This window comes from Kitasatospora sp. NPDC101155 (assembly GCF_044768305.1).
In the GTDB taxonomy this organism is placed as follows: Bacteria; Actinomycetota; Actinomycetes; order Streptomycetales; family Streptomycetaceae; genus Kitasatospora.
In genome coordinates this window covers 285,199-305,527 of record NZ_JBIWPN010000004.1, presented here as the reverse complement: position 1 = coordinate 305,527, position 20,329 = coordinate 285,199, and the positions used below count along the sequence as shown (strand labels likewise).

Sequence of the window (20,329 nt, the reverse complement as noted above, 5' to 3'; positions counted from 1 at the left end):
CACCCCGCGCCGCGCCGCTCCTGCGTCGGCCGCCCCTCCCCACCACCTGACCCGGCCCCCCTTTTGCCTCCCCCCGTCCCGAAGAGCAGGCTGGGACCCGAGGAGGCCCCGCAATGAGGGAGCGCGGCATGGGCGTCCTCCCGGCCGAGGGCCGGGGAAGATTCATCGAGGGGCGCGCGTTGTGCCGAGCGCCCACCCAGCGCAGCGAGGAGGGCTCATGAGCACTCTTGAGGAACAGATCGACATCGCCGCCCCCGTCCTCGCCGCCTGGGAGCAGCTGCACCGGGTGCGCGAGTACCCGCAGTTCGTGGACGGCGTCCGCAGCGCGCACCCGCACGGCCGGAACCTCGCGCACCTCGGGGTGCAGGTCAGCGGTACCGAGCACTCGGTCGACACCGAGATCACCGATCTCGGCCGGGGCCGGGTGATGTCCTGGCGGACGCTGAACTCCGCCCATCTGCGCGGCGCCTTCGCGCTGCTGCCGCTCGACGCCCGGCACACCCGGTTGCAGATCCGGGTGGAGTACGACCCGGAGGCGGTGCAGCGGGAGTTCGGCGGCCCGCGAGGCTTCGCTCAGGCCGGGGCGATCGAACGGGCGGTGCGCGAGGACCTGGAGCACTTCCGGGAGCTGGTCGAGGCCCGGGTGAGTGCCGCCAACGGTCACCGGAAGGACTCCCACGAGGCCTCGTAAGAACCACATAAGCCCAGCTCAGGACGGGCGGTGAGGCTGTTCACAGCCCGCCGTCCGGCCGACCGTTCCGCTTTCAACCTGTGGCAGACTCGGATGCCATGGACATCGGCCCGGTCACCAGGACGCTCCGCGCGACGGTCTTCGCCGCGCTGGTCGTGCTGCTCGCCGGGCTCGGCCAGGTGCTGGTCACCGGCCGGGCGCTGCCGGTCGGCACGATGGGGCTGGCCTCCGTCGCCGTGTTCGTCGTGGCCTTCGCCCTGGCCGGCCGCGAGCGCGGCTACCCGGCGATCGCGGCGGTGTTCCTGCCGCTGGAGCTGGGCGTCAGCGCACTGTTCGACCTCGCGCAGAGCACCTGCCCCTCCCTGCCGCCCGGCGCCGCGCGCGGCTTCCAGCCGCTGCTGTGCGGCGGCGGCTCGCTCGGCGGGTTCCTGCTCGGCCACGGCGTCTCCCAGCAGACCGGCGTCCTGCTGCTCCTGCTGCTGCACACGGTGATCGCGCTGGCCGGCGCGTTCTGGCTGCGCCGCGCGGACGCCGCCCTGACCGGGCTCGCCCGCGCGGTCCGGATGCTGGGCGAGTTCCTGCAGCGCCATCTTCCGGCCGCCGCCCGCTGGCTGCTGCTGCTCGCCGCGCCCGTCCCGGCCCGCCCGGTGGCGCGGGTGCCGTTCCCCCGGGCCAGCCGCGTGCTGGTCCCGGCCGAGGACGTGGTCGTCCGTCCGGCCGTCCGGCGTGGTCCGCCGGTGTTCGCCCTGGCCGCCTGAGCATCCCTTCGCTCGGCCGGTCCTCGCTCCCCCGCGCGGACGCCGATCCGTCGCGCCCGCGCCCGCGCATGCCCGAGAGCACACGAGAGCACAGGACGACACCCCATGAGCAACACCCGTAAGACCGACAAGCAGACCACCGCCACCGAGCGCATGCGCACCGCCCGCGCCCAGGCCGAGCGCTCCGGTCGCATGCGCCGCCGGGTCGTGGTCGGCGGCGCCTGCGCCGCCGTGCTCGCCCTCGCGGCGGGCATGGCCTTCGCCGTCGGCGGCTCCTCCGGCTCCTCCTCGGACGCCGCCGCGAACGGCCCGCTGGTCGTCCCGGCCAACGCCACCGGCACCAACGGCACCGTGATCACCTACGGCAAGGCCGACGCCCCGCACACCCTGGAGGTCTACGAGGACTTCCGCTGCCCGTTCTGCGAGCAGCTGGAGACCACCACCGGCAAGACCGTCCAGCAGCTCGCCGACAACGGCACGTACAAGATCGAGTACCACCTGGCGACGTTCCTGGACAAGAACCTCGGCGGCAAGGGCTCGCGCACCGCGCTGGCGGCGGCCGGCGCCGCGCTCAACGAGGGCGTGGACAAGTTCAAGCAGTTCCACGACGTGCTGTACGCCAACCAGCCGGACGAGCGCAGCGACGCCTTCGGCGACGTCAACCACCTCCTCGACCTGGCCGGCCAGGTGCCCGGGCTGAAGACCGACGCCTTCGTCAAGGCCGTCCAGGACGGCACCTACGCGCCCTGGGCGGCCAAGGTCAACGAGGAGTTCGACAAGAGCGACGTGACCGGCACCCCGACCGTCAAGCTGGACGGCAAGAAGCTGGACGTCCTCAGCAGCGGCAAGGCCGCCTCCCCCGAGCAGTTCACGGCGCTGGTCAAGCAGGTGACCGGGTGACGGCCGCCGCCCCCGCCGCGCGGACGAACGCCGCGTGGACCTACGGCGCGCGGGCCTACGGCGCGAGCCGTCCGTTCGCCTGGCTGCTGGTGATCGGCGGCCTGGTCGGCCTGGTCGCCTCGACGGTCCTCACCCTGGACAAGATCCGGCTGCTGCAGGACCCGTCGTACGTCCCCAACTGCAACATCAATCCGATCATCAGCTGCGGCTCGATCATGCGCAGCGACCAGGCGGAGGCCTTCGGCTTCCCCAACTCGCTGATCGGCCTGGTCGGCTTCGGGGTCGTCGTCGCGGTCGGCGCCGGGCTGCTCGCCGGGGCGGCGTACCGGCGCTGGTTCTGGCTCGGCCTGCAGGCGGGGACGCTCTTCGGGATCGGCTTCGTCAGCTGGCTGATGTACCAGGCGCTGTACCGGATCGGCGCGCTCTGCCCGTACTGCATGGTGGTGTGGGCGGCGGTGATCCCGCTGTTCTGGTACACCACCCTGCACAACCTGCGCAGCGGGGTGATCCCGGTGGGCCCGAAGGCGCGGGTGGTCGTGCGGGAGGCCGCGCGCTACCACTGGGTCGTCCCGGCCCTGTGGTACGCGGTGATCGCGCTGCTGGTCCTCAACCGGTTCTGGTACTACTGGAGCACCCTGATCTGATCCCCCTCCGCCGCCCCCTCCTGCCACGGCCGGTGGCGGCGGTGGTCCCCGCCGCCCCCGGCCCGGTTGGTCAGCCCTCGACCGGGGCGAAGGTGAACTTCTCGACCTCGGCGAGGAGTTCGGCCCGGCGCCGGTCGTCGATGAAGGAGGCGCGGAAGGAGTTGGCGGCCAGCCGGCGCAGGGTCTCCTCGTCGAGGGCGAGAGCCTGGCGGACGGCGCGGAAGTTGTCCTCGACGTAGCCGCCGAAGTAGGCCGGGTCGTCGGAGTTGACGGTGACCAGCAGGCCGGCGTCGAGCATCTCGCGCAGCGGGTGGTCGGCGAGGGTGTCGACGCAGCGCAGGCGGACGTTGGAGAGCGGGCAGAGGGTGAGCGGGATCTGCTCGCGGACCAGGCGGGCGACGAGTTCGCCGTCCTCCAGGCAGCGCAGGCCGTGGTCGATCCGCTCCACGCCGAGGACGTCCAGCGCCTCGGTGATGTACGAGGCCGGCCCCTCCTCGCCCGCGTGGGCGACGCGGCGCAGGCCGGCCTCGGCGGCCCGCCGGTAGACCTCGCGGAACTTCGCCGGCGGGTTGCCGACCTCGGCCGAGTCCAGGCCGATGCCCGAGATCCGGTCGAAGTAGGGGCGGGCGGCCTCGAAGGTCTCCAGCGCCGAGTCGGCGGACTCGTCGCGCAGGAAGCACATGATGAGCTGGGTGCTGATGCCGTACCGCTCCTGGCTGCGCGACAGCGCCCGCGTCAGCCCGTCCACCACCACGCCGAGCGGCACCCCGCGGGCGGTGTGCGCCTGGGGGTCGAAGAAGAGCTCGGCGTGCCGCACGCCCTGCTCGGCGGCCCGGGCCAGGTACGCCTCGGCGAGGTCGGCGAAGTCCTGCTCGGTGCGCAGCACGGCCATCAGCGCGTAGTAGAGGTCCAGGAAGGACTGCAGGTCGCTGAAGGAGTACGCCTTCCGCAGCTCCTCGGTGTCGGCGTACGGGAGCGCGACGGCGTTGCGCTCGGCGAGGGCGAAGGCGAGTTCGGGCTCCAGGGTGCCTTCGATGTGCAGGTGGAGTTCGGCCTTGGGAAGCGGCATCAGCGATCTGTCCGGAGGTAGTGGGGCGAACCCGAAGATAGGGAGGAATTCATCCTATGATCTCTCCCGGCTGTGGGGGCGTGGTCGGCAGCTCCCGGACGGTGCGCAGCGGCGACAGCAGCGGGAGCGCGCCGCACAGCGCCAGCAAGCCGGTCATCACCCACATGGTGGCGCGCAGCCCGATCACCGCGCCCAGTTCGCCGCCCGCCAGGGCGCCGAGCGGGATGGTGGCGTGGTTGGGGAACATCAAGGTGGCGCTCACCCGGCTGAGCAGTGCGGGCGGGGTGTAGGACTGCCGGAAGCTGGCGAGCACGATGTTGACGAACACCACCGCGGCGACCACGAAGAGCAGCCCGACCAGGTAGAGCACCGCGACCAGCGGCAGCGCGATGGAGGTGATGCTGCTGCCGAGCCGGCTGACGGTCTGTCCCGCCCACAGCAGCCGGAAGTCGCGCTGGGCGAACAGGCCCCAGCGGGACCGGACTTGAGGGCTTTCGGACGGCGGGGAGAGGGTGGTGGTCACGGCTTGGCCGGGACGCTGTGGGAGAAGGCGAGGACGGTCTCGCGCTCCCGCCCGTCCTGGGGCACCGGCCGGTCGGCCCACTTCTGGATCACCGCGTGGAGGTCGGCCGCCAGCTCCCGGGCCTCGTCCGGGGTGAGCCGCAGCCAGGCCTGGGTGGCCACCGAGCAGCCGTCCCCCCAGTCGGGCCCGTACCCGCCGCGCCGCACGGCCCATTCGCGGACCAGCTCGACCTGGCGTTCCAGCAGGATCGACCCGGCCGCGTCCGCGACGGCCTCGGCGACCGGGTCGCCGTCGAAGTCGACCCGGGTCCAGCTGAGGTCCTTGTCCGCGAGCCGCCACCAGCGCTCGCGCCGGTCCCGGGCGAGTTCGGGCGCCTCCGCGATCAGTCCGCTCTCGGCCAGCACCTTCAGGTGGTGGCTGACGTTGCCGACCGCCTGCTCGGTGCGCTCGGCGAGCTGCCCGACGGTGGCCGGGCCGTGCACCTTGAGCAGGTCGAGCAGTCGGCGGCGCAGCGGGTGGGTGAGGGCGGCGAGCACCCGGGAGTCGGAGATCTCCCGGGTGCCGCGCGGTTGGTCCGTCGTGTCGTCCATGGCTGGAGGATATCCACAAGAGCTCTTGTACGACAGCCCTTTTACAACATCCCTTGTGCAATTCGCAGGCACATCCCACCCACCAGCACGGGTGTACGAGAAGGGGTCACCGGGCACCGGGTAAAGGGGGCTTCCGCCGAGGAGGTACCGAGATGCGGCACGCCAACGACCCGCACATCCGGCCCGAGGGCATCTCCCCGCACGCTCTGGGCAACGACACCCTGCTGCACGAGCTGGAGCAGCTGCACCGCACCCGCCACGAGACCTTCCTCTACGGCTCGGAAGAGGCGCTGAAGCGCCACACGCTGCGCACCGGGGAGCTGGAGGCCGAGTACCTGCACCGCTTTCCCAACCGGCAGGTGACCGCGGCCCGCACCAGGGCCGGAGCCCGGGCCCGGGAGGCGGCGGCGCGAGTGGAGTCACTGCCGGAATGACGGGCCGGCCCTCACCCCCGGCGGGACACGCCGGGCGGCGGTGGCGCGCCCGGGGCGGGCCGTCGGGGAGGGTGTGAGGGCAGACGCACCGGACCCGGACCCATCAGGGAGCCCCGCATGCCCATCGCCAGCGTCAACCCCGCGACCGGCGAGACCGTCCAGACCTTCGAACCGCTCGACGCGGCCGGGATCGAGCGGCGGCTGGCCCGCGCCGAGGCCGCCTTCCACAGCTACCGCAACACCTCCTTCGCCGCCCGCGCCGAGCTGCTGCGCCGGGCCGCCGACCTGCTGGACCAGGACCAGGAGGCCGTCGCCCGCACCATGACCGAGGAGATGGGCAAGCCGCTCGCCGCCGCCCGGGCCGAGGCCGCCAAGTGCGCCAAGGCGATGCGCTGGTACGCCGAGAACGCCGAGGAGCTGCTCGCCGACGAGCACCCGGCCCAGGCCGACGTGGCCGACTCCGGGGCCGCCCGCGCGTACGTCCGCTACCGCCCGCTGGGGCCCGTCCTCGCCGTGATGCCGTGGAACTTCCCGTTCTGGCAGGTGATCCGCTTCGCCGCGCCGGCCCTGATGGCGGGCAACGTGGGCCTGCTCAAGCACGCCTCCAACGTGCCGCGGACGGCGCTCGCGATCGAGGAGCTGTTCCGGCGGGCCGGCTTCCCCGAGGGCTGCTTCCAGACCCTGCTGATCGGCTCGGGCGCGGTCGAAGGCGTGGTCCGGGACCGCCGGGTCGCCGCCGTCACCCTCACCGGCAGCGAGCCGGCCGGGCGGTCGGTCGCCGCCGCCGCGGCGGACGAGGTGAAGAAGGCGGTGCTGGAGCTGGGCGGCAGCGACCCGTACGTGGTCATGCCGAGCGCCGACCTGGAGGCGGCGGTGGGCACCGCCGTCCGGGCCCGGGTGCAGAACAACGGCCAGTCCTGCATCGCCGCCAAGCGCTTCATCGTGCACACGGACGTCTACGACCGCTTCACCGCGGCCTTCACCGAGGCGATGCGCTCACTGCGGGTCGGCGATCCGATGGACGAGGCCACCGACGTCGGCCCGCTGGCCAGCCGCCAGGGCCGGGACGACCTGGAGGAGCTGGTCGAGGACGCCCGCACCCACGGCGCCCGGGTCGAGTGCGGCGGCGGCCGCCCGATGGGCTGGGACACCGGCTACTTCTACGAGCCGACCGTGCTGACCGGCATCACCCCGGCGATGCGGATCCACCTGGAGGAGACCTTCGGCCCGGTCGCCACCGTCTACCGGGTCGCCGACCTGGACGAGGCGGTGGCCGTCGCCAACGACACCCCGTTCGGGCTCAGCTCCAACGTCTGGACCACCGACCAGGCCGAGCAGGAGCGCTTCGTCCGCGACATCCAGGCCGGCGGGGTGTTCTTCAACGGCATGACGGCCTCCCACCCGGCGCTGCCCTTCGGCGGCGTCAAGCGCTCCGGCTTCGGCCGGGAGCTGTCCGGGCACGGCATCCGGGAGTTCTGCAACGTCACCACGGTGTGGATCGGCTGAGCCCTCCCGGACGCCGTTCCACCGGCCGGGTCAGGAGGCCGCCATCCGGTGCCTGCCCCGGCCGGGCGTCGCCCAGCGCGCGAGGACGCCGGCCAGGGCGATGAACGTCAGGAACCAGAAGAAGGCCATCAGGCCGAGCATCGGCGCCCAGTTCGTCTGGACGCCGACCATGGCCAGGCCGATCGAGAGCGCGACCATGAAGGTCACGACGGTGGGGCTGAGGCTGAGCAGCCAGCGCCACGCCCGGTGCCCGAGGCTCGGGTTCGGCGGGGCGTCGGGGCCGGTTTCGGCTTCCTTGTAGGTGAGCAGGTCCATCGGGATCGCCTCCAATGCTGGACGGGACGGTGGACGGGACGGAACGCCTGGCCCGGAGGTCAGGAGGCCTTGCGCGGAGCCGTGGACCTACGGGCGGGCGCCTTCTTCGCCGGGGAGGTCTTCTTGGCGGCCGCGGCGGTCTTCTTCGCCGGGGCTCGCTTGCGGGGCGCGGGCTCCTCCTGCGGCTCCGCGGCCGGCGCCCGTCCGCCCTTGGCCTGCTTGAGGCTGCTGCGCAGCGCCTCCATCAGGTCGATCACGTTGTCCGGCGCCGGGCCGGGCTCCTCCTCGTGCGGCAGCTCGACGCCGTCCAGCCGGGCGGTGATCACCTGCTGGAGCGCCTGCTGGTAGTCGTCGTGCAGCTGGGAAAGGTCGAAGTCCTCGGAGAGGGTGTCCATCAGCGACCGCGCCATCTTGAGCTCCTGCGGCCGGACGGTGACGTTCCCCTCGGGCGCGATCCCGGCCGCCGGGCGGACCTCGTCGGGCCAGATGCAGGTCTGCAGCACCAGCGTCCCGTCGTGCACCCGCAGCACGGCGGGCGACTCCCGGGTCCGCAGCGCGATCTTGGTGACCGCGATCTGCCCGGAGTCCACCAGCGCGTCGCGCAGCAGGGCGTACGGCTTGGCGGCCGCCTGGTCGGCGACGCCGACGTAGTACGCCTTGGAGAACATCAGCGGGTCGATCTCGCCCGCGTCCACGAAGGCCAGCACGTCGATGATCTTCTTGCTGGGCAGCGGCAGGTCCGCGAGGTCCTCGTCGGTGAGGGTGACGGTCCGGCCGTCCGGCGACTCGTAGCCCTTGGCGATCTCGGCGTACGGGACCTCCTTCTCCTCCCGCTCGCAGTACCGCTTCATCCGCACCCGACCGCCGTCCTTGGCGTGCACCTGGTGCAGCGGGACGTCGTGCTCCTGGGTCGCGGAGTAGAGGTGGACGGGGATGCTGACCAGCCCGAAGCTGATCGTCCCCTTCCAGGTGGTCTGCATGGGGTCGCTCCTGAAACGGCCGAGCGGCGTCGGGATTACCCCGAGACTCCCACTCTGCCCGGGTTTGCGTCGATCGGCCACACCGCGTCCACAATGGGCCGGAGGAGGTCGATGCGGATGACCGTCCGGAGCCGGAGGAGCCTCGGCGGCCCGGCGCCGCCGCCGGAACGGACCACGTACCGGGTGGCGTACGCGGTGCGCGGCGAGGCTGTGGCGCGGCGGGCCGAGGTGACGCTGCTGCCCGGGCACTCCCAGGAGTCCGACATCCCCCGGATCCTGGCCGCCCGCCTCACCGGGCGACCGGCGGACGCCGAACTGATCACCGTCCTGGAGCTCCGCCCGGGCTGAGTTCCGGATCTCCCACAGGGCCTGGCGACCTTCCGCCACCCTGACGACTGGTCAGATTTGAGCTTTTCCCGCCACCTCCGCACCCACTCTGACCTGGCCCTTTGTGTTCGGTAAGCGAACAGTTATCAAAAAATTGTTCCGATACTCGGGCGTAGAAGTTACGTTTCACCGCATTGCGCGGGTCTGTCCCCCACCCTTCGGCGCGACGAGCCGAGGGTCATGCCGCGCTGGAAAGGCACAGGGCACCCTTGATGAGTGCGAAGACCACCAAGCCGGCGGTAGCCGACTCGGCTCCCGGCCAGTCGGGCCCGATCGGGCACGGCGGCGACGGCCACCTGAAGGCCGGGCTCAAGAACCGCCACCTGTCGATGATCGCCATCGGCGGCGTGATCGGCGCCGGCCTGTTCGTCGGCTCCGGCGCGGGCATCGCGTCCACCGGCCCGGGCATCCTGCTCTCCTACACCCTGGCCGGCGTGCTGGTCGTGCTGGTGATGCGGATGCTCGGCGAGATGGCGGCGGCCGACCCGCAGAGCGGCTCCTTCTCGGCGTACGCGGACCGCGCGCTGGGCCGCTGGGCCGGGTTCACCATCGGCTGGCTGTACTGGTTCTTCTGGGTCGTCGTGCTCGCGGTCGAGGCGACCGCCGGCGCCAAGATCCTCAACAACTGGGTGCCCGGCGTGCCGCAGTGGGGCTGGGCGCTGATAGTGATGGCGGTGCTGACCGCCACCAACCTGTTCTCGGTCGCCTCCTACGGCGAGTTCGAGTTCTGGTTCGCCGGCATCAAGGTGGTCGCGATCGCCGCGTTCCTGGTGATCGGCACCCTCGCCGCCTTCGGCGTGCTGCCGGGCACCCACGCGGTCGGCACCAGCAACCTGACCGGCCACGGCGGCTTCCTGCCGCACGGCGTGGGCGCGGTGTTCACCGGCATGCTCACCGTGGTCTTCGCCTTCATGGGCAGCGAGATCGTCACCCTGGCCGCCGGCGAGTCCGAGGACCCGGAGAAGGCGGTCAGCAAGGCCACCAACAGCGTGATCTGGCGCATCGGTGTGTTCTACCTGGGCTCGATCCTGCTCGTGGTGACCCTCCTGCCCTGGGACTCCGCCGACGTCAAGGCCAGCCCGTACGTGGCCGTACTGGACCACGTGGGCATCCCGCACGCCGGCCAGGTGATGGACGTGATCGTGCTGACGGCGGTGCTCTCCTGCCTCAACTCCGGGATGTACACCGCCTCCCGGATGGCCTTCTCGCTCGGCCAGCGCGGCGACGCCCCGAAGGCCTTCGCGACCGTGACCTCGCGCGGCGTGCCGCGGGTGGCCATCCTCTCCTCGGTGGTGTTCGGCTTCATCGCCGTCTTCTTCAACTACGCCTACCCGGAGACCGTGTTCGCCTTCCTGCTGAACTCCTCCGGGGCGGTCGCGCTGTTCGTCTGGCTGGTGATCTGCGCGACCCAGCTGCGGATGCGCAAGATCATTGAGCGCGAGATGCCCGAGCGGCACACCGTCCGGATGTGGCTGTACCCGTACCTGACCTGGGTCGCCATCGGCATGATCGGTTTCGTGATGGCGTACATGTTCACCGACGCCGACGGTCGCAAGCAGATGTACCTGTCCCTGGTCGCCGCGGTAGTCGTGATCGCGGCCTCGGCCGTGGTCGGCCGACGCCGACGGGCGGCGGTCGCCGCGCAGTCCTGACCCGTCCAGGCCGCGCCAGAAACGCCGGGCCCGGGAGCCGTTGCGGAGGCTCCCGGGCCCGGTTTGCCGTTCCGGGCCGATGGATCAGCCCGCGCAGGTGACGAAGCGGTCACTCTGCGCCGAAGTCGGCGCCGCAAACATGTGAGCCCGCGCACAGGGGGTTTCGCATCTACGGTCCTCGGTAGTGGACGCCTCGGGCCCACCGGCTGTCCCGCCGCCCCGACCGGAACCCGGCCGCGCCCGCAGTCGCCGCGCCCGGCCCGAAGAACGCAGGCCACCGGCCCTCGCACCCTCGCGTCCCGCTATTGCCGCCCGCCCGCGACTCACAGGTGAGCAATTCGAACAAATCGCACCAAACTACCCGCCATGCCCGGCCGCGCCCTCCCCGCAGCCACTACCCGGCGTAGTAGCGAGCACCTTTGCCACCCGCCCTCGGCCCTGCCAAGAATGGCCCGTCGCCAGGCAGCGCCGGCCGGCCCGTCCGCCGTGCGCAGCCCGCCAGCCCCGCCGCCACCGTCGGGGCGCCACGGCCGTCCCGGACGGCCGCGCGGGCCCCGCTCACCCGGAGCCCACGCGAAGCCCCGAGCCCAGTGCCACCGGCACGGCCCCCCGACGGAAAAGGACCGCCCGCTTCATGCAGCTCAGCCATGCCCGCCGCAACTCCCTGATCACCGGCATCGCCACCCTCGTGGTTTCCGGCGCCGCCACCGCTGCCCTCGCCATCCCGCAGCCCGCGCACAACACCGAGGCCGTAGCCCCGGTGGCCGCCGTCGTGGCGGATGGCAAGCCGGCCGCCGACCAGGCCCAGGCTGGCACCGCTGCCGCTGCTGCCCAGCAGGCCACCCAGGCCACCCAGGAGGCCCAGGCCGCCCAGGCCAAGTCCGAGGCGGACGCCACCGCCCAGGCGCAGGCCCAGGCCGCCGCGCAGGCCCAGGCCGAGGCCCAGGCCGAGGCCGAGGCGAAGGCCCAGGCGGACGCCAAGGCCCAGGCCGACGCCGCCGCCTCCCGCTCCCAGCAGCGCCAGGACCTCAGCAGCTACTCCGGCACCCCGCAGCAGATCGCCGCGCAGATCGTGCCGGCCGGCCAGCTGCAGTGCTTCAGCAACATCGTGTTCCGCGAGAGCAGCTGGAACCCGCTGGCCGTCAACGCCTCCTCCGGCGCCTACGGCCTGGTCCAGGCGCTGCCCGGCTCCAAGATGGCCTCGGCCGGCGCCGACTGGCGCACCAACCCGGTCACCCAGATCAAGTGGGGCCTGAACTACATGAACACCCGCTACGGCAGCCCCTGCTCCGCCTGGTCGTTCTGGCAGGCCCACCACTGGTACTGAGCCGACCCCCGCTCGGCACCCCCGGCCCGCGACGCGCACCCCGCGTCGCGGGCCGTGCCACGTTGCCGGTCGGCGTGTGCACGCCCAGAAGGCGGCGTGAAGATATGGCGCACGGTCGTACGATTTGTCACTATTGCCCTGAGTTACGCACCGTCAGGGCTTTGCCACGGTTCGCGCGCCCTCTTACGCTCCGGCGTCATGCCCTCACCCCTGATCAGCGTCGTGCTCCCCGCCCACGACCAGCACGGACAGCTCGCCGACTGCCTGGACTCGCTGCTCGCCCAGACCCTGGCGGACGTCGAGGTGATCGTGGTCGCCGACCGCTCCCCCGAGACCCCGGGCGGGCTCGCCGACGCGTACGCGGCACAGCACCCGCGGGTGTCGGCACTGCACCTGAACGCGGCGGTCGGGGTCGGGGTGGCCCGGAACGCGGGCGCGGCGCGGGCCGCCGGCGAGTACCTGCTGTTCCTCGACGCCGACCACCTGCTGCCCCGGGACGCCCTCCAGACGCTCGCCGACCGGCTCAAGCAGACCGGCCCGGTGGACGTGCTGCTGTTCGGCCACTCCCGGCGCCACAACGACCGCGACTGGCCCGGCGGCGCCGAGGCGCTGCTCGCCGAGACCGGCCCCGAGGTGTTCGGCCCCTTCGACCAGCCCGCGCTGTTCGGCGCGCCACCGCTGATCTGGGACCGGCTGATCCGCCGCGGCCACTGGGAGGAGCTGAAGCTCGCCTTCCCCGACGGCAGGTACGAGGAGGTCCCGGTCGCCCACGCGGCGCTGATCGGCGCCCAGAAGGCCGCCGTACTGCCGCGCGAGTGCGTCCAGCTGCGCCGCCGGGAGACCGTCCACCCGGCCGGCGGCCCCGGCAGCAGCGTCTTCGACCTGTTCGACCAGTACGAGCGCAGCTTCGCCCTGCTGGAGGACCAGCCGCACCTGTACGCGGTGCGTGACGCGCTGTTCGTCCGGATGATCCGGCACTACCTGTTCGTCTTCGACCTGGCCGGCTGCGTCTCCCGGGCCGAGCGCCCGCAGTTCTTCCACCGGGCCGCCGAGCACCACCGCCGCTTCCAGCCCCCGGGCCACCGCAAGCCGGGCGGGCGCGAGGGGATCAAGTTCTCGCTGCTGGCCGGCGGCGCCTACCCGGCCTTCGAGGTCGCCAAGCTCTCGCACATCGCGCGCGGCACCATCACCGGGCGGAAGTAGCCGGCCTCAGACGTGCGCCGCCCCTCCCTCGGCCGCCATCGCGGCGGCGATCCGGCGGGCGCGTTCGGCCCACACCTCGGCGGGCAGCGGCGGCAGCACGTCCATCCACAGCGGCAGCGTGGAGCCGCGCAGCTGCGTCAGGCCCTCGGGCCGGGCGATCAGCCACAGGTGCAGGTGCGCGCCGCCGTCGCCCCAGCGGTTCACGTGAACCCGGCCGATGCCGCCGAGCGACAGCACCGCGCGCTCGACGCGCTGCAGCATCGGACCGAGCCGCGCCGACAGCTCGACCGGCAGGTCCAGCAGGTCGTGGTGGGCGCGCGGCTGGAGCTGAACGCCGAGGGTGCCACACGCCACCCCTACGGCGGTACCCCCGTCGCGCCCGGTACCCGTACGGCGCCCCGGCTGCGATCATCGGCGGAGCCGCTGCCGCACCCGCCCGGGAGGTCCCTGGTGAGCCGTCCGTCCGCCGCCCCTGGGGCCGCGCTGGCCCGTGAGCTGGCCGCCGTGCTGCGCGGGGAGGTCCGCTTCGGCGCCGCCGAGCGGACCGTCTACAGCCACGACGCCTCCAACTACCGGCAGCTGCCGCTCGGCGTGGTCAAGCCCGCCGACCTGGACGACGTGCGCACGACGCTGGCGCTGTGCCGCGAGTACCGGGTACCGGTGGTGCCGCGCGGGGCCGGGACGAGCATCGGCGGGCAGGCGATCGGCCCGGGCGCGGTGGTACTGGACTTCCGCCGCCACCTCGGCTCGGTGCTGGAGATCGACCCGCAGTCCCGCACCGCGCGCGTTCAGCCCGGCACCGTGCTGGACGACCTCCAGCGCGCCGCCAAGCCGTACGGACTGCGCTTCGGCCCGGACCCGTCCACCCACAGCCGCTGCACGATCGGCGGCATGATCGGCAACGACTCCTGCGGCTCCCACTCGCTCGCCTGGGGGCGCACCGCGGACAACGTGGAGCGGCTGGAGCTGCTGCTCGCGGACGGCACCGAGCTGACCGTCGGCGGCCGGCTCACCGCCGCCGAGCGGACAGCGCTGCGCTCCGCACCCGGGCGGGCCGGTCAACTGCACCGGCTGCTCCAGGAGTTCACCGACCGCAACCTGGCCACCATCCGGCAGGGCATGCCCCAACTGCCGCGCCGCACCTCCGGATACCCGCTGGACGCGCTGCTGCCCGAGCAGGGCCACGACCTGGCCCGGGCGCTGACCGGCACCGAGGGCACCTGCGCACTGCTGCTCGGCGCCACCGTCCGTCTGGTCGAGGACCCACCGGCGCGCGCCCTGGTGGTGGCCGGCTACCCCGACGAGGGCGCCGCCGCCGACGCCGTCCCGGCGCTGCTGCCGCTCGGTCCGCTGACCGCCGAGGGCATGGCGGCCGACCTGATCGCCGCACTGCTCGCCGCCGGCCCGCGTCCGCCCGCGCTGGACCGGCTGCCCGCGGGCGAGTGCTGGCTGTTCCTGGAGACCGGCGGCGCCACGGCGCTGGAGGCCTACCAGGCCGCCCGCCGGCTCGCCGACGCGGTGCGCCGCGAGCCCTCCGCCACCGTCGCGCTGGTCACCGACCCGGTGGAGCAGCGCCAGCTGTGGGCGGTCCGGGAGGCGGGCGCCGGGATCGTCACCCGGCTGCCGGGGGGCGGCGAGGCCTGGCCCGGCTGGGAGGACTCCGCCGTCCCGCCCGAGCGGCTCGGCGACTACCTGCGGGACCTTCGTGCCCTGCTGCGCCGGCACAGCCTGCGCGGCGTCCCGTACGGACACTTCGGCGACGGCTGCGTGCACCTGCGGATCGACTTCCCGCTGGACGAGCCCCAAGGAGTGCTGGTCTTCCGGGAGTTCCTGGAGCAGGCGGCCGATCTGGTGGTGTCGTACGGCGGCTCGCTCTCCGGTGAGCACGGCGACGGGCAGGCCCGCTCCGAGTTGCTGCCGCGCATGTATCCGCCCGAGGTCATCGACCTGTTCGGCGAGTTCAAGCGGATCTGGGATCCGGGGAACCTGCTCAACCCGGGCGCGCTGGTGGACCCGCGCCCGCTCGACGCCGACCTGCGCTTCGTCACCGGCCCGCGCCGCCCGCTGCCGCTGGCCCTGTCGTACGAGCAGGACGACGGGAGCCTGGCCAAGGCGGTGCACCGCTGCGTGGGCGTCGCCAAGTGCGTGGACCCGACCACCGGGGTGATGTGCCCGAGCTACATGGCCACCGGCGAGGAGCGGCACTCCACCCGGGGCCGGGCGCGCCTGCTCGCCGAGATGCTGCGCGGCGATGCGATCCCGGACGGCTGGCGCTCGGCGGAGGTCCGGGAGGCGCTGGACCTCTGTCTGAGCTGCAAGGGCTGCGCCAGCGACTGCCCGGTGCACGTCGACATGGCGACCTACAAGACGGAGTTCCTGTACCAGCACTACCGGCACCGGCCGCGTCCGCTCGCGCACTACTCGATGGGCTGGCTGCCGCTGTGGCTGCGGGCGGTGGCGATCGCGCCCGCGGCGGCGAACTCGCTGGTCCGCTCCCCGGCCGGCGCCCTGCTCAAGCGGCTCGGCGGGATCGACCGGCGCCGGGTGCTGCCGGTCTTCCCGCCGGAGACCTTCACCCGCTGGTACCGGCGGCACCGCGCCGCCCACCCGGCCCCGACGGGCGCCCGGCCGGTGCTGCTGTGGCCGGACACCTTCTCGAACCACCTGCAGCCGAACGTGCTGCGCTCGGCCGTCGAGGTGCTGGAGCACCTGGGCTTCGACGTCCGGCTGCCCGACGGTCCGGTCTGCTGCGGCCTCACCTGGTACTCCACCGGCCAACTCGGCACCGCCCGACGGGTGTTGCGGCGCAGCCTGCGCACGCTGGCGGAGGCCGGGCTCCCGGCCGACACCCACGTGGTCGGCCTGGACCCCAGCTGCACCGCCACCCTGCGCGAGGACCTGCCCCGGCTGCTCGGCGCGGACGGCCGCCCGCTCGCCGAACGCACCCGCACCTTCGCCGAGTTCATCGACGAGTACGCCCCCGACGCCCCGCTCCCCCGGATCCCGCTGGACGCCGTCACCCAGACCCACTGTCACCAGCACGCGGTGCTCGGCAGCGCCGCGGACCGCCGGGTCGAGGCCCGACTCGGCCTGCACAACCGGGTGTTGGACTCCGGCTGCTGCGGACTGGCGGGCAACTTCGGTTTCGAGAGCGGGCACTTCGAGGTGTCCGAGGCGATCGCCGAGCGGGTCCTACTGCCGGAGGTCCGGGCGGCCGGGCCGGAGACGGTGGTACTGGCGGACGGCTTCAGCTGCCGCACCCAGATCTCCCAACTCGCCGACGGCCGGCGGGCGCTGCACCTGGCGGAGCTGATCGCCCGGGCCCTGTGAGTGGCTGGGCGTGCTCGGCGAGGAAGGCCCCGGCGTGTGCCGCGGCCTCCTCCCGGGTCGGGTAGCCGGTGGCCGCCCCGCCGCTCGTCCCGTCGGCACCGACCGCCGTCCAGCGCCAGCCCTCAGCGACCTCGTCCCGTAGCAACTCGGCGGTACCGCCGAACAGTTCGAGCGAGCCCGGCCGGGCCGCCGGGCGACTGACGGCCTCGGGCCACTTCTTCCGGGCGCCCTGCCGGGTGATGCCCCAGGCGGCGCCGAGCTGTTCGTAACTGGCGCCGTAGGAGCCGGCGGTGGCGGCCGCGATCGCGGTGAGCCGTTTGACCTCGGCGTCCACCAGCTTCCAGGCGGACAGGACGGAGAGGGCGACTTCGGCCGGGTCGGCGTTCCACATCCGCTCCTCGGGCAGCCCGGTGGCCCGGAACCGCACGGCGGCGGCAAGGGGGTTGAGCGCGTCGAGGAGGGCCTTGGCCAGCTCCGCCTGCTCCTCTGGGGCAATCTCCACGGCAGTCATGATGACAACTGTAGTTACCGACAACCCTTTCGGCAACCAAAGTTACCGTCAGGATCGACCCGAATCGGGCGACGAGCCCGAGTCCTTGCGCTCGGGCGCGAACGGAGCCCCGGAGGAAAGCGCCCGATGGCCCACCACCAGCGCCTCCCCCAGGAAGCCGACGCCGATCGACAGCTGCACCGGCCGGGCGTCCGCGGCCAGGCCGTTGTGCTCGGCGAGCATCGCGAAGCCCGTCATCACCGCCAGCGAGACCGCCGCCATCAGGAAGGTCCAGCCGGTGTAGCGCTGCCACAGCACCCCCTCGCGTTCGTAGACCCGGATGGTGGCGCCGCGGACCGCCCCGAACGCGGTGCCGAGCACGGCGCCCACGCCCACCCAGACGTAGCCCCCCACCCCGAGGCCGCGGTGCTGCGACAGCGCCCACAGGCCGAGGCCGGTGAGCACCACCGGCGACCCGAAGAGGTCGCGGGCGTTCAGCGGTTCGCCGCGCAGCCGCCGGATCACGACCACGACGACCACCGCGGCGATCAGCCCCACGTGCACCCAGTTGCTCATTCCCGCTCCCCGATTTTTATAGCTCGACCGTGCTAAATCAGCAATTTAGCTCGCCCGTGCTATAACGGCAACATGCCGAAGATCGTCGACCCCGTGGAACGCCGCCAGGCCGTCGCGGACGCCGTCCTGCGCGTCGCGGCCAGGGAGGGCCTGGAGCACGCCTCGCTGCGCAACGTCGCCGACGAGGCGGGACTCGCGATCGGCTCGGTGCGGCACTACTTCGCCGGCAGCTCCGAGCTGATGATCTTCGCGATGCAGGAGCTGGCCCGCCGGATCGACGCCCGCATCCGCACCCGCGCCCGCACCCTGCTCGACCCGGATCAGCCTCCCGGCACCGACCGGCGCGAACAGACCGTGCGGCTGCTCGCCGAAACCCTCCCGCTGGACGCCGAGCGCCGGGAGGAGTCCGCCCTCTGGCTCTCGTTCGTCACAGCCGCCCGCACCCGGCCCGAACTGCGGCCCCGCGCCGCCGAGTTGCAGACCGGCCTGGACGCGCTGGTCCGGCACGTCCTGGTCGAGATCGAACGCGCCGGCGGCCTGGCCCCCGGCCTCGACCTCGGCATCGAGACCCGCCGCCTCTCCGCCCTGCTGGACGGCCTCACCCTGCAGGCCGTCCAGCACCCCGACCTGGTCGGGCCGGACGAACTGTGCACGGTGCTCCGCCGCCACCTGGACACCCTGGCCGCTGCCTGACAGCACGCCAACGGTCTTGCCACCAGGAAAGCGGCGGGAGCCTCGGGCTTCAGCTCGGGGGTGAAGCCCGTTGTCTGCGGAGTAGGACGGGAAGTGGCGTTTCGCCGTCAAGGCGGACCGCCGTCCATCCCGGTCAGCCAGGCCGGTTCTGCTGCTCGACATATTGACGCAGGACGCTGATCGGTGCGCCGCCGACCGATCCGGCGAAGAAGGCGCCTGAGCGTGAGTGGCTGTCCGGCGCGCCGGTGGGTGTGCTGCAGCAGTCCCTGCGCGACCAGGACCGGGCATGGCGGAACTTCTTCGACAGCATCACGGGCAAGCGCGGCGGCCCGAAGATCGAGCCGCCCCGTTTCAAGACCCGCCGGGACAACCGGCAGAGTGCCCGCTACACCCGCTCGGACCGCTGGTCGATCACCGACGCTGACCGGCTGCGCCTGCCGAAGGTCGGCGACGTGAAGGTCACGTGGTCCCGGCGGCTGCCGTCCGAGCCATCGTCGGTGACGGTGATCAAGGACCCGGCGGGTAGGTACTGGGCATCGTTCGTGGTCGAGACCGATCCCGCCGCAGATCTCCTCCCTGAGGCCGACACGGCTTGCGGGATAGATCTTGGGCTTACGCACTTCGCGATCACCGACGCCCCACCGGGGCCGGTCGAGTCTCCGGTCAGCCGGGTCAGGCCTGCAACGCCTCCTTCCTGGGCGGCTCCTCCGCGCACACCGCAGCCACGAACTCCGCCAGCCGCGCCTGCGGCAGCCCGCGCGCGATGTCCGCCTCGCTGATCATGCCGACCAGCTTGTGCTCCGGGTGGTTGATCACCGGCAGCCGGCGGACCTGGTACTGCTCCATCACGCGCAGCACCTGCTCGCAGTCCTCGTCCGCCTCCACCGTCATCGGCCGCCCCAGCGCCAGGTCGCCCGCCGTCACCTGCGCCGGGTCACGCCCCTCCGCGACGCAGCGCAGAACGATGTCGCGGTCGGTCACGATGCCCAGCAGCTTGTCGTTCTCCCCGCAGATGGGCAGTGCGCCCACATGCCGTTCCCGCATGATCCGGGCGGCCGCCGCGAGCGTCTCGTGCTCGCGGATGCACTCCGCGCCCGGGTGCATGATGTCGCTGGCTCTGGTCATGGTCCGCCTCCTGACCTGGCTTGCTCCCTCTCGTCCATCGTGGTCCGGGCCGATGGCGCACGCCACCGGGCACCCGTCAGGACGCCGCCTCCGACTCCGTGCGCTCCTGTGCCCCGGCCTGACCGTCCGCCTCCGCGCGTCCGCGCTCCAGGTCCGTGCTCTCCAGCGGCGAGTGGGACAACAGCTCCTCCAGCGGCGGGAGTTCGTGCGTGGCCGGTTCGCGGCCGAGCTCCGCCTCGGGGACCTCGCCGCTCTCCACCGCCTGCTCCGCGGACTTCGCGGCGGCGGCGACCGCCGCGGCCGCCAGCAGATCGCGCTGCTGGGACTCCGTCGCGCTGTCCAGGAACCGCAGCAGCTCCACCGGGAACGGCAGCACCAGCGTCGAGTTCTTCTCCGCCGCCACCTCCACCACGGTCTGCAGCAGCCGCAGTTGCAGGGCCGCCGGGGTCGCGCTCATCACCGCGGCCGCCTCCGACAGCCGGGCCGAGGCCTGGTACTCGCCGTCCGCCGTGATGATCCGGGCCCGCCGCTCACGCTCGGCCTCCGCCTGGCGCGCGATCGAGCGCTTCATCGACTCCGGCAGCGCGACGTCCTTGATCTCCACCCGGTCGATCTGGATGCCCCAGCCCAGCGCCGGGCTGTCGATCATCAACTCCAGCCCCTGGTTGATCGGTTCGCGGTTGGCCAGCAGGTCGTCCAGCTCGCTCTTGCCGATGATCGACCGCAGCGAGGTCTGCGCGACCTGGGAGATCGCGAAGTTGTAGTCCTGCACGTTGACCGTCGCCTTCACCGGGTCCAGCACCCGGAAGTAGACCACCGCGTCCACCCGCACGGTCACGTTGTCCCGGGTGATGCCCTCCTGCGCCGGGATCGGCATCGTCACGATCTGCACGTTCACCCGGCGCAGCCGGTCCGCGATCGGCATCAGCGCGACCAGCCCCGGCCGGCGGACCTCCTCGCGCACCCGCCCGAAGCGGAACACCACGCCCTTCTGCCACTGCTGGACCACCCGGATGCTCATGGCCGCCCACAGCGCCCCCAGCCCGGCCAGCCCCCCGAGTGTCCCCAGCACCGCATCGACGATCATCACGGCCTCCTCGCGGCCTCCGCGCACACCGGCGCGTCCGGCCACCGCC

22 protein-coding genes are annotated in these 20,329 nt (G+C 72.8%); 12 read left to right on the top strand and 10 right to left on the bottom strand.

All coding sequences use genetic code 11. The annotated features are described in order from the left end of the window. The first annotated feature begins 217 nt into the window (after positions 1-217). The 4 genes from ACIRYZ_RS08125 to ACIRYZ_RS08110 all read left to right on the top strand — a co-directional run bounded on the left by ACIRYZ_RS08125 (position 218) and on the right by ACIRYZ_RS08110 (position 2,993). Positions 218-691, top strand: coding sequence for an SRPBCC family protein (locus ACIRYZ_RS08125; protein ID WP_402941145.1), 474 nt, complete (start codon positions 218-220; stop codon positions 689-691). Positions 692-789: 98 nt separating this feature from the next. After that, positions 790-1,449 (top strand): hypothetical protein, encoded by a 660-nt coding sequence (locus ACIRYZ_RS08120; RefSeq protein WP_402941143.1) that lies wholly within the window; start codon positions 790-792, stop codon positions 1,447-1,449. A 105-nt stretch (positions 1,450-1,554) separates the two neighbouring features. Further along, complete coding sequence (locus ACIRYZ_RS08115) at positions 1,555-2,349, top strand: DsbA family protein (RefSeq protein ID WP_402941140.1); 795 nt, start codon at positions 1,555-1,557, stop codon at positions 2,347-2,349. Further along, a complete protein-coding gene (locus ACIRYZ_RS08110; protein WP_402941138.1) occupies positions 2,346-2,993 on the top strand; it encodes a vitamin K epoxide reductase family protein in 648 nt (215 codons plus the stop codon). The genes ACIRYZ_RS08115 and ACIRYZ_RS08110 overlap by 4 nt, the downstream gene beginning before the upstream one ends. Positions 2,994-3,063: 70 nt before the next feature. Here the strand turns inward: ACIRYZ_RS08110 and ACIRYZ_RS08105 are convergent, their stop codons facing one another. Genes ACIRYZ_RS08105 through ACIRYZ_RS08095 form a run of 3 tightly spaced genes read right to left on the bottom strand, consistent with a single transcriptional unit; the run spans position 3,064 to position 5,175 of the window. Continuing rightward, on the bottom strand, positions 3,064-4,062 hold the full coding sequence (locus ACIRYZ_RS08105) for an adenosine deaminase (protein ID WP_402941135.1): 999 nt from the start codon (positions 4,060-4,062) through the stop codon (positions 3,064-3,066). Between the two features lie 49 nt (positions 4,063-4,111). Continuing rightward, positions 4,112-4,585 carry a hypothetical protein gene (locus ACIRYZ_RS08100; RefSeq protein ID WP_402941133.1) on the bottom strand — a complete coding sequence of 158 codons (474 nt, stop codon included), beginning with the start codon at positions 4,583-4,585 and terminating at the stop codon, positions 4,112-4,114. Beyond that, the gene (locus ACIRYZ_RS08095) at positions 4,582-5,175 is read right to left on the bottom strand and encodes an ArsR/SmtB family transcription factor (protein ID WP_402941130.1); all 594 of its coding nucleotides are present in this window, start codon (positions 5,173-5,175) and stop codon (positions 4,582-4,584) included. Before ACIRYZ_RS08095 ends, ACIRYZ_RS08100 begins: the two co-directional genes overlap by 4 nt. Positions 5,176-5,327: 152 nt before the next feature. Between ACIRYZ_RS08095 and ACIRYZ_RS08090 the strand changes: the two genes are divergently transcribed. Next, positions 5,328-5,609 (top strand): DUF6158 family protein, encoded by a 282-nt coding sequence (locus ACIRYZ_RS08090; RefSeq protein ID WP_393028625.1) that lies wholly within the window; start codon positions 5,328-5,330, stop codon positions 5,607-5,609. A 117-nt stretch (positions 5,610-5,726) separates the two neighbouring features. Then, complete coding sequence (locus tag ACIRYZ_RS08085) at positions 5,727-7,115, top strand: NADP-dependent succinic semialdehyde dehydrogenase (RefSeq protein ID WP_402941126.1); 1,389 nt, start codon at positions 5,727-5,729, stop codon at positions 7,113-7,115. Between the two features lie 30 nt (positions 7,116-7,145). Here the strand turns inward: ACIRYZ_RS08085 and ACIRYZ_RS08080 are convergent, their stop codons facing one another. After that, positions 7,146-7,430: a hypothetical protein gene (locus tag ACIRYZ_RS08080; RefSeq protein ID WP_393028621.1), complete on the bottom strand. Its 285-nt coding sequence runs from the start codon at positions 7,428-7,430 to the stop codon at positions 7,146-7,148. Between the two features lie 59 nt (positions 7,431-7,489). Then, the gene (locus ACIRYZ_RS08075) at positions 7,490-8,410 is read right to left on the bottom strand and encodes a Ku protein (RefSeq protein WP_402941122.1); all 921 of its coding nucleotides are present in this window, start codon (positions 8,408-8,410) and stop codon (positions 7,490-7,492) included. A 117-nt stretch (positions 8,411-8,527) separates the two neighbouring features. On the opposite strand from ACIRYZ_RS08075, the gene ACIRYZ_RS08070 reads away from it, so the two are divergent. From ACIRYZ_RS08070 to ACIRYZ_RS08055, 4 genes are all read left to right on the top strand, one after another. After that, entirely contained in the window at positions 8,528-8,758 is a 231-nt protein-coding gene (locus tag ACIRYZ_RS08070; RefSeq protein ID WP_402941119.1) for a hypothetical protein, read from the top strand. Between the two features lie 251 nt (positions 8,759-9,009). Further along, entirely contained in the window at positions 9,010-10,449 is a 1,440-nt protein-coding gene (locus ACIRYZ_RS08065) for an amino acid permease (protein ID WP_402941117.1), read from the top strand. A 634-nt stretch (positions 10,450-11,083) separates the two neighbouring features. Continuing rightward, the gene (locus ACIRYZ_RS08060) at positions 11,084-11,776 is read left to right on the top strand and encodes a transglycosylase SLT domain-containing protein (protein ID WP_402941114.1); all 693 of its coding nucleotides are present in this window, start codon (positions 11,084-11,086) and stop codon (positions 11,774-11,776) included. Positions 11,777-11,974: 198 nt separating this feature from the next. Continuing rightward, entirely contained in the window at positions 11,975-12,979 is a 1,005-nt protein-coding gene (locus ACIRYZ_RS08055) for a glycosyltransferase family 2 protein (RefSeq protein WP_402941111.1), read from the top strand. A 6-nt stretch (positions 12,980-12,985) separates the two neighbouring features. Here the strand turns inward: ACIRYZ_RS08055 and ACIRYZ_RS08050 are convergent, their stop codons facing one another. After that, the gene (locus ACIRYZ_RS08050; RefSeq protein WP_402941108.1) at positions 12,986-13,333 is read right to left on the bottom strand and encodes a hypothetical protein; all 348 of its coding nucleotides are present in this window, start codon (positions 13,331-13,333) and stop codon (positions 12,986-12,988) included. 96 nt (positions 13,334-13,429) lie between these two features. On the opposite strand from ACIRYZ_RS08050, the gene ACIRYZ_RS08045 reads away from it, so the two are divergent. After that, positions 13,430-16,309 (top strand): FAD-binding and (Fe-S)-binding domain-containing protein, encoded by a 2,880-nt coding sequence (locus ACIRYZ_RS08045; RefSeq protein ID WP_402941106.1) that lies wholly within the window; start codon positions 13,430-13,432, stop codon positions 16,307-16,309. Here the strand turns inward: ACIRYZ_RS08045 and ACIRYZ_RS08040 are convergent. Both ACIRYZ_RS08040 and ACIRYZ_RS08035 read right to left on the bottom strand, forming a co-directional pair. After that, positions 16,227-16,820, bottom strand: a complete 594-nt coding sequence (locus ACIRYZ_RS08040) for a hypothetical protein (RefSeq protein ID WP_402941103.1) — start codon at positions 16,818-16,820, stop codon at positions 16,227-16,229. The two genes, ACIRYZ_RS08045 and ACIRYZ_RS08040, sit on opposite strands and share 83 nt — an antisense overlap. A gap of 48 nt (positions 16,821-16,868) precedes the next feature. Then, entirely contained in the window at positions 16,869-17,375 is a 507-nt protein-coding gene (locus ACIRYZ_RS08035; RefSeq protein ID WP_402941100.1) for a DUF1453 domain-containing protein, read from the bottom strand. Positions 17,376-17,447: 72 nt separating this feature from the next. Between ACIRYZ_RS08035 and ACIRYZ_RS08030 the strand changes: the two genes are divergently transcribed. After that, entirely contained in the window at positions 17,448-18,068 is a 621-nt protein-coding gene (locus ACIRYZ_RS08030; RefSeq protein ID WP_402941098.1) for a TetR/AcrR family transcriptional regulator, read from the top strand. 672 nt (positions 18,069-18,740) lie between these two features. On the opposite strand, the gene ACIRYZ_RS08025 is transcribed toward ACIRYZ_RS08030, so the two are convergent. Beyond that, positions 18,741-19,193, bottom strand: coding sequence for a CBS domain-containing protein (locus ACIRYZ_RS08025; protein ID WP_402941095.1), 453 nt, complete (start codon positions 19,191-19,193; stop codon positions 18,741-18,743). Between the two features lie 76 nt (positions 19,194-19,269). Next, complete coding sequence (locus tag ACIRYZ_RS08020) at positions 19,270-20,280, bottom strand: slipin family protein (RefSeq protein WP_402941092.1); 1,011 nt, start codon at positions 20,278-20,280, stop codon at positions 19,270-19,272. Between the last annotated feature and the right edge of the window lie 49 nt (positions 20,281-20,329).

Excerpts from the sequence above, each read along its gene's own strand:
- ACIRYZ_RS08095 (WP_402941130.1), bottom strand. The coding sequence starts at position 5,175 with ATGGACGACACGACGGACCAACCGCGCGGCACCCGGGAGATCTCCGAC.
- ACIRYZ_RS08125 (WP_402941145.1), top strand. The coding sequence starts at position 218 with ATGAGCACTCTTGAGGAACAGATCGACATCGCCGCCCCCGTCCTCGCC.
- ACIRYZ_RS08085 (WP_402941126.1), top strand. The coding sequence starts at position 5,727 with ATGCCCATCGCCAGCGTCAACCCCGCGACCGGCGAGACCGTCCAGACC.
- ACIRYZ_RS08075 (WP_402941122.1), bottom strand. The coding sequence starts at position 8,410 with ATGCAGACCACCTGGAAGGGGACGATCAGCTTCGGGCTGGTCAGCATC.
- ACIRYZ_RS08080 (WP_393028621.1), bottom strand. The coding sequence starts at position 7,430 with ATGGACCTGCTCACCTACAAGGAAGCCGAAACCGGCCCCGACGCCCCG.
- ACIRYZ_RS08035 (WP_402941100.1), bottom strand. The coding sequence starts at position 17,375 with ATGAGCAACTGGGTGCACGTGGGGCTGATCGCCGCGGTGGTCGTCGTG.
- ACIRYZ_RS08105 (WP_402941135.1), bottom strand. The coding sequence starts at position 4,062 with ATGCCGCTTCCCAAGGCCGAACTCCACCTGCACATCGAAGGCACCCTG.
- ACIRYZ_RS08040 (WP_402941103.1), bottom strand. The coding sequence starts at position 16,820 with ATGACTGCCGTGGAGATTGCCCCAGAGGAGCAGGCGGAGCTGGCCAAG.
- ACIRYZ_RS08020 (WP_402941092.1), bottom strand. The coding sequence starts at position 20,280 with ATGATCGTCGATGCGGTGCTGGGGACACTCGGGGGGCTGGCCGGGCTG.
- ACIRYZ_RS08070 (WP_402941119.1), top strand. The coding sequence starts at position 8,528 with ATGACCGTCCGGAGCCGGAGGAGCCTCGGCGGCCCGGCGCCGCCGCCG.
- ACIRYZ_RS08060 (WP_402941114.1), top strand. The coding sequence starts at position 11,084 with ATGCAGCTCAGCCATGCCCGCCGCAACTCCCTGATCACCGGCATCGCC.
- ACIRYZ_RS08030 (WP_402941098.1), top strand. The coding sequence starts at position 17,448 with ATGCCGAAGATCGTCGACCCCGTGGAACGCCGCCAGGCCGTCGCGGAC.
- ACIRYZ_RS08090 (WP_393028625.1), top strand. The coding sequence starts at position 5,328 with ATGCGGCACGCCAACGACCCGCACATCCGGCCCGAGGGCATCTCCCCG.
- ACIRYZ_RS08120 (WP_402941143.1), top strand. The coding sequence starts at position 790 with ATGGACATCGGCCCGGTCACCAGGACGCTCCGCGCGACGGTCTTCGCC.
- ACIRYZ_RS08025 (WP_402941095.1), bottom strand. The coding sequence starts at position 19,193 with ATGACCAGAGCCAGCGACATCATGCACCCGGGCGCGGAGTGCATCCGC.
- ACIRYZ_RS08055 (WP_402941111.1), top strand. The coding sequence starts at position 11,975 with ATGCCCTCACCCCTGATCAGCGTCGTGCTCCCCGCCCACGACCAGCAC.
- ACIRYZ_RS08065 (WP_402941117.1), top strand. The coding sequence starts at position 9,010 with ATGAGTGCGAAGACCACCAAGCCGGCGGTAGCCGACTCGGCTCCCGGC.
- ACIRYZ_RS08115 (WP_402941140.1), top strand. The coding sequence starts at position 1,555 with ATGAGCAACACCCGTAAGACCGACAAGCAGACCACCGCCACCGAGCGC.